Source organism: Nocardia cyriacigeorgica (genome assembly GCF_010858045.1).
GTDB classification, from domain to species: domain Bacteria; phylum Actinomycetota; class Actinomycetes; order Mycobacteriales; family Mycobacteriaceae; genus Nocardia; species Nocardia cyriacigeorgica_E.
This window is the reverse complement of the sequence record NZ_JAAGVC010000028.1, coordinates 65,428-75,090: the sequence shown is the minus strand read 5'-3', so window position 1 is coordinate 75,090 and position 9,663 is coordinate 65,428. Positions and strand designations below refer to the sequence as shown.

The 9,663-nt window shown below is 67.8% G+C and carries 8 protein-coding genes; 2 read left to right on the top strand and 6 right to left on the bottom strand.

Going from position 1 to position 9,663, the window contains the following annotated elements; all coding sequences use genetic code 11:
• Both GV790_RS21060 and GV790_RS30580 read right to left on the bottom strand, forming a co-directional pair.
• Window positions 1–1,255: glycine-rich protein (locus GV790_RS21060; protein ID WP_339384670.1), on the bottom strand; the 1,255-nt coding region annotated here is incomplete at its 3' end.
• Between the two features lie 308 nt (window positions 1,256–1,563).
• Window positions 1,564–3,120: a hypothetical protein gene (locus tag GV790_RS30580; protein WP_175585965.1), complete on the bottom strand. Its 1,557-nt coding sequence runs from the start codon at window positions 3,118–3,120 to the stop codon at window positions 1,564–1,566.
• 272 nt (window positions 3,121–3,392) lie between these two features.
• On the opposite strand from GV790_RS30580, the gene GV790_RS21050 reads away from it, so the two are divergent.
• A complete protein-coding gene (locus tag GV790_RS21050) occupies window positions 3,393–3,827 on the top strand; it encodes a PASTA domain-containing protein (RefSeq protein WP_163815192.1) in 435 nt (144 codons plus the stop codon).
• 36 nt (window positions 3,828–3,863) lie between these two features.
• On the opposite strand, the gene GV790_RS21045 is transcribed toward GV790_RS21050, so the two are convergent.
• From GV790_RS21045 to GV790_RS21035, 3 genes are all read right to left on the bottom strand, one after another.
• A complete protein-coding gene (locus tag GV790_RS21045; protein WP_280213130.1) occupies window positions 3,864–5,690 on the bottom strand; it encodes a TerD family protein in 1,827 nt (608 codons plus the stop codon).
• A 223-nt stretch (window positions 5,691–5,913) separates the two neighbouring features.
• The gene (locus GV790_RS21040; protein WP_163815190.1) at window positions 5,914–6,870 is read right to left on the bottom strand and encodes an alpha/beta fold hydrolase; all 957 of its coding nucleotides are present in this window, start codon (window positions 6,868–6,870) and stop codon (window positions 5,914–5,916) included.
• A gap of 174 nt (window positions 6,871–7,044) precedes the next feature.
• Window positions 7,045–8,028 carry a helix-turn-helix transcriptional regulator gene (locus GV790_RS21035; protein ID WP_163815189.1) on the bottom strand — a complete coding sequence of 328 codons (984 nt, stop codon included), beginning with the start codon at window positions 8,026–8,028 and terminating at the stop codon, window positions 7,045–7,047.
• Here GV790_RS21035 and GV790_RS21030 point away from each other — a divergent pair.
• Window positions 8,027–8,605 carry a VOC family protein gene (locus tag GV790_RS21030; protein WP_375139410.1) on the top strand — a complete coding sequence of 193 codons (579 nt, stop codon included), beginning with the start codon at window positions 8,027–8,029 and terminating at the stop codon, window positions 8,603–8,605. The two genes, GV790_RS21035 and GV790_RS21030, sit on opposite strands and share 2 nt — an antisense overlap.
• On the opposite strand, the gene ychF is transcribed toward GV790_RS21030, so the two are convergent.
• Entirely contained in the window at window positions 8,557–9,636 is a 1,080-nt protein-coding gene (gene ychF, locus GV790_RS21025; protein ID WP_163815186.1) for a redox-regulated ATPase YchF, read from the bottom strand. The genes GV790_RS21030 and ychF overlap by 49 nt on opposite strands.
• Window positions 9,637–9,663: the final 27 nt, after the last annotated feature.

Genomic DNA, 9,663 nt, shown 5'->3' with positions numbered 1-9,663 from the left:
CGCCCGCGCCGCTGTTGCCACCCGCGCCGCCGCCACCACCCGCGACGACCAGATAGCTCTTGCCGACCGGCGCGTGCACACCGCACGGGCTCATCGTCGATTCGACCGCGGTCGAGCCACCGCCGCCGCCCCCGGAGGCACCACCCGAGCCCGGCGCTGTCCCGTGCCTGCCGCCGTGCCCGTCGCCGAATCCGCCGTTGTCGTGGCCCCATTGACCGACCGTCACGGCCAGCTCGGTGCCCGGCCTGACGTCGACCGTCGCGGTCACGCCGCCACCGGCGCCACCGATGCCGGTATCGCCGAAATGCCCTCCGCCGCCGCCGACGGCGTCGACCGTCACCGAGGTGACTCCTGCCGGCACACAGAAGAACTCGGTATGCCCGCGGAATTCGAATGTCTGGTACCCGATCTGGCCGGTGGTGAGGACCACCGATCCGTTGCCCGACTGGGTGCTGCTGCTGAAAACGTGGTCGCGCACTCGGCTGTCGTCGACGTAGGACAGCCCACCGCCACCGCCGTCGCCACCACCGTTCAGGTTCTGCCCGCTGCCGAGTTTGCCGCCCTTGCCCGCGCGATAGCCACCGCCGCCACCACCACCGGCTCCACCTGGCGCGTAGGGCGGCGTGCTTCCGCCGGACGCGCCCGCTTCACCGTGTGTGGTGTCCAGACAGCCGCCGCAGGTTTCCGGCCCCGAACTGTTGCCGCCCACCGCACCGGGCTGGGCCGGGTTCCCGCCATTGCCGCCCTCGCCGCCGCGTCCGCCATTGCCTTCATGCGAGGAACCACCACCCCCGCCGCCACCACCGGCGACGACGAGCGGGGTCTGTCCCGACATCACCGCGGTAGCACCGCCGCCGCCACCGCCGTCGCCCGCATTCGGCGCGGGCTGCACGCCGCGGGCACCGCCACGCCCGTAACCGGACCGCCCGCCGTCCGCGCCGCCCTCGCAGCCCACATAGATGGTGAGTACCTCATGCGGCTGCACCGAGATCGTCCCGGTCGTCACACCGCCGAATCCGCCTCGCGTGCCCTCGCCGACGTTCTGCTGGCCCGAACCGCCCTTGGCCAGCACCGATATCTCCCGCACGCCCTCGGGGACCTGATACGTCTGTGCGCTGTCGCCGTCGCATTCGAAGCGCTGACTGGTCGGCGGCTGTGCCTGCGCCGGCGGCGTGAGTGCGACGCTCCACGCCGCGGCGAGCACGGCACAACCGGCGATCGACGATATTCGTGAACCCGACAACAAGCTGGACATGATTCCACCTCATCGAGCGGCATATGGTGCACCGACCGTACGCTCGACCAGCGGATTTCCGTGCGCGCCTCGCCGCGCAACGGGCGTGTCGACCTCGGATCCGTCACCGACCGGAGCGGGGCGTGATGCGTTGGGTCCCACTCGCGACACGGTGGAACTCATGTCCGGCAGATACCTGTCGCGGCGGAATTCGACTGCTCGCCGGCAGTGATGTCGGCCGTTCGGAAACGATCACATTCGGCGGCCAACGGTCGGTCGGCACGGGTCACGAGCTACAAGCCCCGGCCTCGGCCGCTGCCGACACGCGCTCACCGGGCGGTGAGCTCGCGTTCGTTGGGCATGAGCTGCGTTATCCGTGCGAGATCGTCTCCGGCGTCCTGCGGCCCGGACGCGACCTGGCTCGCCTGGATCGCGCGTGGTGCGTCGGCGCCGGCCGTATTCGGCGCGTCCTCCGCGGCCTGCGTGACGACGGAGTCCGTCTGCTCATGCGTGAGGTCCCCGGTGTTCTCCTCGGCAGGCTCCGCAGAGATCGCGGGATGTTCGGCACCCGAGGGTTGCTCGGCGGTCTGTTCAGCCGTCGCGGGAGGAGCGGGTTCCGCCGGGCGCGCTACCGTCGCCGACTGGCCCTGCTGGCCGGTCCTGAGCCGCTGCAAGGTCTTTCGCACCGCGTCTGCGAGTCGCGCGTCCAGCTCGGCCTCGGCCGGGTCTGCCTGGTCGTGCGCTGCGGCGCCCTGGTCGTGCGTTGCGGCGGGCTGGTCGTGCGCTGCGGCGGGCTGCTCGGCCGGCAGCGGTGTCGTGGCCAGCCACAGCTCGGTGAACGGTGCGGCGGGCACGGGCGGGGTGGGGTCGGCCGCGGAACCCTCGGTGCTTTCCCGCGCGGCAGGCTGCCCCGTTCCGGAGTGTGCCTCTGGTCCGGGGGCGGTGGTGGCGTGTGTTTCGTGGGCGGTACCAGCCTGCTCGGACTCGCCGTCGGCCGGATGCGGCTTCTCGGCATCGTCGGGCTCCTCCGGCTCACCCGCCTGACGCTCACCGCGAGCGGTCGGCGCCACCTCGAGGATGCTCGGCAGGATCTGGTTCCCCGCGCCGCCGACCTTGGTGAGCGCGACCAGCCGCTCCTGGAGATCTTCCTTGTCGGGCACCGCGGCCGTCGCCTGCTCGATCGCGCGCCCATATCGTTCCGCGACCAACCGGTGCGTCACGAGAGCGACGCCGATCATGATCGGCGCGATGGCGTGGATGCCGATGCCCGTGAGGTCGCCCGCTTTGAAGTAGGGGAAGGTATTCAGCGCGATGCTCGCCGTCAGCAACACCCCCTCGACCGTGTAGACCTGCCACAACCGCTCGATCACGCCCCATTCGGCGGTATCGGCGGTGGAGAGCATCAACGCGACGAGGACCGCGCTGATCAGCGCTTCCAACCCGTAGGAGAGCCAGAACATCGGGTTGGTCACGCCACCGGTGGGCGCGATGTTCTGCTGCACCGTCACCGCGGAGAACAGCATCGAGAAGGCCACCACCCCGGCCAGCAGCCCGAGCACCCGCGGCTTGCGCTGATGCAATCGAGCCACCTTCGCGTGCGGACTGCTGCTGTGCCGCTGCTCCCCGATCGCTTGCGCCGCCCGCAGCAGATCCGCGGCCTCCCGCTCGGCCAACTCGGCCGCCGTCCGCCGCACCCGCTCCGCCGCATCGGCCGCCGCCTGGATCCGCGCCCGCTGTTCATGGCGTTCGTAATCGCGCACGAGCTCGGCCAACTCGCGGGCCGCGGCGAGCTCGCGCTCCGATAGCGCGTCCAGCAGCGCCGGATCGTCCTGGTGCGCCAGCCGCTCATGCGCAATCTGCACGCGGTCCGGCAACGCACCGGCCATCAAGTCATCCACCGGCGGCGCCGTCGTGGGCGCCTGGGTCGTGAAACGACGGAGCATCAGCATTGAACCTTTCCGGCGAACGAGTGTTCCAGACGCCGTCCGCCGGAGGCGACCCGGCCGTCGACATCCTGCCAAAAGCAAGGAGCCGTCCCACCCGACCCAGAAGGGTATGTGGTTCCCCGCAAGTCGACGCGGCCCCGCCCGTGTAACGCCCTGTCGAGCACCCCGATGCATTGGTGATCCAGGACACAGCATCAGACGACGGGACATAGATGAAGACCACCGCAACCTTTCTGCTGATCGCGGTAGCCGCTGCCGCCACATCCACGGCCTGCGGTTCAGCAGAAACGCGGACAGCCGAAACCACGACCGCGGTCGTCCAGGCGACACCGACCTCGACGGCGCCGATACCAGCGGCGCCTTCGGAATCATCTGGGGCACCGACTGCTCCGCCCGCATCCGCGGCGCCGAAGAAAGTTCCGATGCCGAGCGTCGTCTGCATGAATCTGCAGGCAGCGCAGGATCAGATCCAGGCTGCCGGCGTGTTCTTCTCTCGTAGTGAGGACGCTACCGGCGCCGGCCGGATGCAGGTGATGGATCGAAACTGGGTAGTCGTTTCCCAGACTCCAGGGCCGGGCGAACCCGTCGGCGAAGGCGAAGCCGTGCTGTCCGTCGTCAAAATCGGCGAGCCCGGGGACTGTTCGTAAAGCGATGCCCGGGATGCCATTCCAACCGGGAAAGCATCACTGACCTCCCCCGGCCACGTCGACTCCGTACCCGAGGGCGAGGTCGCCCAGTCCGATTGGATAGCCCTGCCCGACAGCGCGCAGCCGCCAGCGATCACCGCGCCGGTAGACCTCGGCCAGAATGAGAGTGCGCTCCTCGGTGGCCGCGTCGAGCGTTGCGCGGGCGAAGGCACCTGCTTCGTTGCCGGCGGCGGCCTGTATCTCGATGGCGCCGACCGCACCGAATGTCACATCGGTCCCGTCGATAGCTGCGGCGATCACGATGCGAGAGCACTGTTCGGCGAGCAGGTCGAGCGTGATCTCCACCGATTGCTCGTTCGGTCCATCCGAGATCAGGCGAATCCCGGCCGCCTCGGGCTGGTTGTAGAACACGAAATCATCGTCTGTAGAAACCTTTTCGTTGATACCGAGGGCAAATGCGACGACGTCGACCTCGTAAGAGTCATCCTGTGTCCAGGACGTACGCACCGACCAGTCATCTCCCTGCGTGGCGATCGGGAGGTCTATCACCTGACCCCGGCTCAAAGTACACGGCTCCGGCACTACAGGCGTCTGCTCCGGGGCACTGATCTGCACCGAGGCCGTCTCGAAAAGTTCCATTCCGTGAATCGGGAGCCCGCGCTGACGCGCCTTCTCGAATCGTGGGTCCGTCTCCGCTGCAGCCAACGCGAGGACGTCCGACACCGTGGCGGACATGTTCACGGCCGCGGACCCGCCCAGTTCTACAATCTTCGTCCTCGCATCGGCTGCATCCTGGTGTGGGCCGCCCAGGACCAGCACGCGCCGCCCGGCAAGCGGCCCGCTCGGCGGCACACTCGCCTCCGCCCGCACGGCCACGCTCGCTCGACCCTTCGGTGTTCCCGGCTGAATCGTGGCGAGCATGTCGAGGAACTGGGATTCGGTCGCAGTCGGAGTCTCGTGGGCGATGGCCGATCGCGACTTGGCGGAACCGGCTGCCGGCGTGTTCGTCACCAACAGGCTTGTACGCTTGCTGACCGCACCGGTGACGTCCAGCCCTGCGGCCACGGCGCGGCCGATCAGATCCGAACGCTCCAACGTCGTCGCGCCGGTGAAGGCGACCTTCATTCCCTGCGTCAACCTGCGCCCGTCACCGAGGCGACCTGGATAGGTGAACTCGCACACGACCTTCGGTGGACTGGCAGGCCATGCTTGCTTGTTCCGGACATCGCGGGCGTTGGCCCGCGAACAGGTCAGCAACGGTGGCGCGACACCCACGCGCGCCGCGTCGGCGATCAACGACCGCACAACGCCGGCGAGCACCCTGGCATCATCGAGCGCGTCGTGAGCGCGGCTCTGCCTGACCCCGTAATATGTTGCGAGCGTGGACAGCCGATAGTCCGGTGTCGGCGGCTCCACACGACGAGCGAGCGACAACGTGCACAAGCGTCGCTCGACGGGCAGCGACCCACCCACTCGGCCGAACTCCCCAGCAAGGAACCCGTAGTCGAATCCAGCATTGTGTGCAACCATGATCCGCCCGGCCAGCAACTGCGACAGCTGCTGCGAGATGTGCTCGAAACGCGGTGCCCCGTCAAGCAACTCGCGCGTCAACCCATGCACGTGCACCGGGCCCGGATCACAACCCGGATCGACCAGGGTATGGAACTCGTGAGCCACCCGACCATCCCGATCCAACGTCAGTGCGGCCACGGATAACACACGATCAGCGGTGGCTCGAAGGCCTGAAGTCTCGACATCGACGACCGTGAACGAACCCAATCCGATATCGAATGACGACAGGGCAGCCGCCGGTTCAGTTTGCATGCCAAGAGCATCGGCCTTGCCGCACTCGATGTTTCGCACCCGTGCTCGTCGCTCTCAGCGCCCCATTGAGTCACCGCGCCTGCGCCGCGCACAACTCTGACGCCACCACCCGCCTTCTGCCCGGGGTGTGCACCGCGAGCCTTCGTTATACCGCCACCCTTGCCGTGCAAGACAAGCAGAACGCACATCGGATCCCGTCCCACACCACCACGCGTCCCGGCCACCGGCTGGATCGGCGATTCCACCGCGTCGACGACGAGTGCTAGGCGGCCAGCACAAGGTCGGCGGTCACGGCTCGACCGGGGCCATCCGCTCGCGCGAGCAACCGGCCGATACCTTCGGCAACCTCCACCGGCTGCTCCAGGATCACCGAGTGCCCGGCGCCTTCGACCATCACGAGATCCGCGTAACCGATTGCGGCCGCCATGGCGACCGAATGCGACGGCGGGGTCATCAGATCGGCGGAGCCGCAGAGGATCAGGGTGGGGATCTTCGACAGGACCGGCAGTACGTCGGTGCGGTCGTAGGTCATGAAGGAGCTCAGGAAGCTCGCCATCGTCACGATCGGCGTCTCGTTGTGCATCGCGTACGCCAGCGCCAGCACGCGCGGGCTGACCTGACGATCGCCGAATTCGGCGATGCGGATGACGGGTGCGAAGATCTTGCAGGCCACCCGCTTTGCCCGCTGCATCAGGCGCGGTGCGCGGCGGACAGCTGCTTGGAAGGCGGCAATGATCGGGTGCCGCAGCAGCCGGCCGAAACCCGCGTCGGCGAGCCCGCTCGCGGCGGTCGCGATGAGCCCAACGCCGACGATACGGTTGCCGATCTCGTGCGGGTTCTGGGAGGCATAGGTCAGTACGGTCATGCCGCCCATCGAATGACCCACCAGAACGACCGGCCCGGTGGGAGCGACCGCGTCGAGCACAGTGCGCAGATCGCGGCCGAGCCGATCGAGGTGGTAGGTATGGCTCGACGCCACCGCCGAGTCCCCGTGACCGCGATGGTCGTAGCACACGACCCGCACACCCGGGTTCTCCCGCAGCAACGCGTCGCGAACATCGGTCCACGACTCGCCACGCAGGCAGTGCCCGTGCACCAGGACAACGGTAAGACCCGCATGCCTCGGGCCGTATTCACGAACCGCCAGCGCAACCCCATCAACGGTCGAAACCGTGGCATGGCGCTCTGCGGAGTAGGCCATGGTGCTGGTGATCGACATCGGAGCCTCCGGGTTCGCCTGCGGTGACAGGGTCAACTCTGCGCCGATCCGGCCGCCATCAGCAGGGGCCCGAGTAGTGGGTTCACTCCCCCGGAGGGTGCGCAGAACACCACCTAGGTGGGTACTCATCGCTGCTGTTATCGGCATTCATCAGCGCGGGGCAGCCGACGCAGGTCAGTGGTCGTCGCCGGCCGCACGGAGCATCCGTGTCGCCGCAACCCGCACTCGGTGACGAAGTTCGTCCGGACGATCGATCACCACTTCGCAGTCGAGAGCCACGATGACGGGCGGGAGCCAATCGAGGTCGACGGCGCGGATCACTGCCCGATACCAGCTCCGGGCACCTTCGCGCCCTGGCGCCCCATCGTCGAGCCTTTCCAGTCGAGCCACGCTCCGCGGCAGCTGACGCCTGATGTGCTCCTCGGTCTCTCGAATGCGCATCACCACTTCCCACCGATAGTTCGCATCGACGAAGAGGTCGAGCAGACGATCCTGCACGGCAAATCGCGGCGGCGGCGCGAAGCTTGCACCGGTCGGACGGGCCGATCGAATCCGGTCGACCCGGAAGGTGCGTTCCTCCTGGCCGGCGGTGTCGAAGGCGACGAGATACCACCGGTCCGAGTGTGCGACCAGACCGTAGGGGTGGATCGTGCGCCGGGACGGAACATCGTCGCTGTTGACATAGCGCAGGTCGAGGACGTGTCGGTGGTCCACGGCCGCGGCCAGGGTCAGCATCACGGCGGGGTCGGGATCGATTCTTCCGGGCTGCGGCGTACGCGTCATCACCCCGAGAAGGGCGTCGATCCGCCCCGCGTCAGCGGCCGGCAACGCTCGTGTGATCTTGGCCAGGGCAGTCTGTGCGGCGATCCCCGGCTCGCGCGTTGCCGCCTGCGCACGGGAAAGACCGAGAAAGACCGCGACCACCTCCTCGGTGCTGAACATGAGCGGGAGGACCCGACGGCCCGGTGCGGGCCGATAGCCGCCATACCGTCCGCGCAACGTCTCGACGGGCAATCCCAGGTCGATCAGTCGCGCCACATCGCGCCGAACTGTCCTTTCGTCGACCCCGAGGCGGTCCGCCAGTTCGGCGACCGTGCGCAGGTGCGCGGATTGCAGCAGCTCGAGCAGCTGCAACGCGCGCGCGGTGGTGTCGGCCATGCGGCCCATCATCGCCGAGATACCGGGCAGTTCTCGCCCGGTATCGGCCGTACCGTCATGCCCGCGGCCATGGCCACGTTCACGCTCACACCTGGAGGAAACGGCAATGCAGTTGGCAGCCACCCGCATCATCACCGGCGAGGTCGACGCACTCGTCACGTTCTACGAAAAAGCCACCGGAATCGCCGCCGAGCGGATTCACCCCATGTTCGCCGAGCTCCGCACACCATCCGGCACGCTGGCCTTTGCCGACGTAGCCACCATGCCGTTGCTCGGAGTCGACGCCGCCGAGGCCGGCGCTGATCGCAGCGTGATCGTGGACTTCCTCGTCGACGATGTCGACGCGACCTACCGGGCTCTTCAGGATGTCGTCGAAGTGTTCGTCAGGGAGCCGACGGATATGCCGTGGGGCAACCGTTCGCTTCTCGTCAGGGATCCGGACGGCCACCTGATCAACTTTTTCACCCCGGTCAGCGAGGCAGCCGCGGCCCGATTCGCGGACGAGGCCCGCGATCAGAACACTGTCGATCACACGTTGAAGCGGAACTCCACCACGTCACCGTCCGCCATGACGTAGTCCTTCCCCTCCATCCGCACCTTGCCCGCCGCCTTGGCAGCCGCCATCGATCCGGCTTCGACCAGATCGTCGTAGGCGACGACCTCGGCCTTGATGAATCCGCGTTCGAAGTCGGTGTGGATGACGCCGGCGGCCTTGGGGGCGGTGTCGCCCTGGTGGATGGTCCAGGCGCGGGCTTCCTTCGGGCCGGCCGTCAGGTAGGTCTGCAGGCCGAGGGTGTGGAAGCCGGCGCGGGCCAGGGAGTGCAGGCCGGGTTCGTGCTGGCCGATGGACTCGAGGAGTTCGGCGGCGGATTCCTCGTCGAGTTCGAGGAGTTCGGCTTCGACCTTGGCGTCGAGGAAGACGGCGTCGGCGGGGGCTACGGAGGCCTTCAGTTCAGCGATTTTGGCGTCGTCGGTGAGGACGGATTCGTCGGCGTTGAAGACGTAGAGGAAGGGCTTGGTGGTCAGCAGGGAGAGTTCTTTGAGGAGCTCGGTGTCGACCTTGCCGGCGGCGGCGAACAGGGTGGTGCCGCTGTTGAGGATCTCCTGGGCGGCCTTGGCGGCGTCGGCGACGGGCTTGCGGTCCTTCTTGACCTTGGCTTCCTTGTCCAGTCGGACGACGGCCTTCTCCAGGGTTTGCAGGTCGGCGAGGATGAGCTCGGTTTCGATGACCTCGATATCGGCAGACGGGTCGACGCGGCCGTCGACGTGCACCACATCGTCGTCGGCGAACACGCGCACCACCTGGCAGATGGCGTCGGCTTCGCGGATGTTGGCGAGGAACTTGTTGCCGAGGCCCGCGCCCTCGGAGGCGCCCTTCACGATGCCCGCGATGTCGACGAACGACACGGTGGCGGGCACGATGCGCTCGGAGCCGAAGATCTCGGCGAGCTTGTCCAGCCGCGGATCGGGCAGCGGGACCACCCCGACGTTCGGCTCGATGGTCGCGAACGGGTAGTTCGCGGCCAGCACGTCGTTGCGGGTCAGCGCGTTGAACAGCGTCGACTTTCCGACGTTGGGCAGGCCGACGATTCCGAGGGTGAGACTCACGAGTAGAGGAGTCTACGCGGTTGCCCC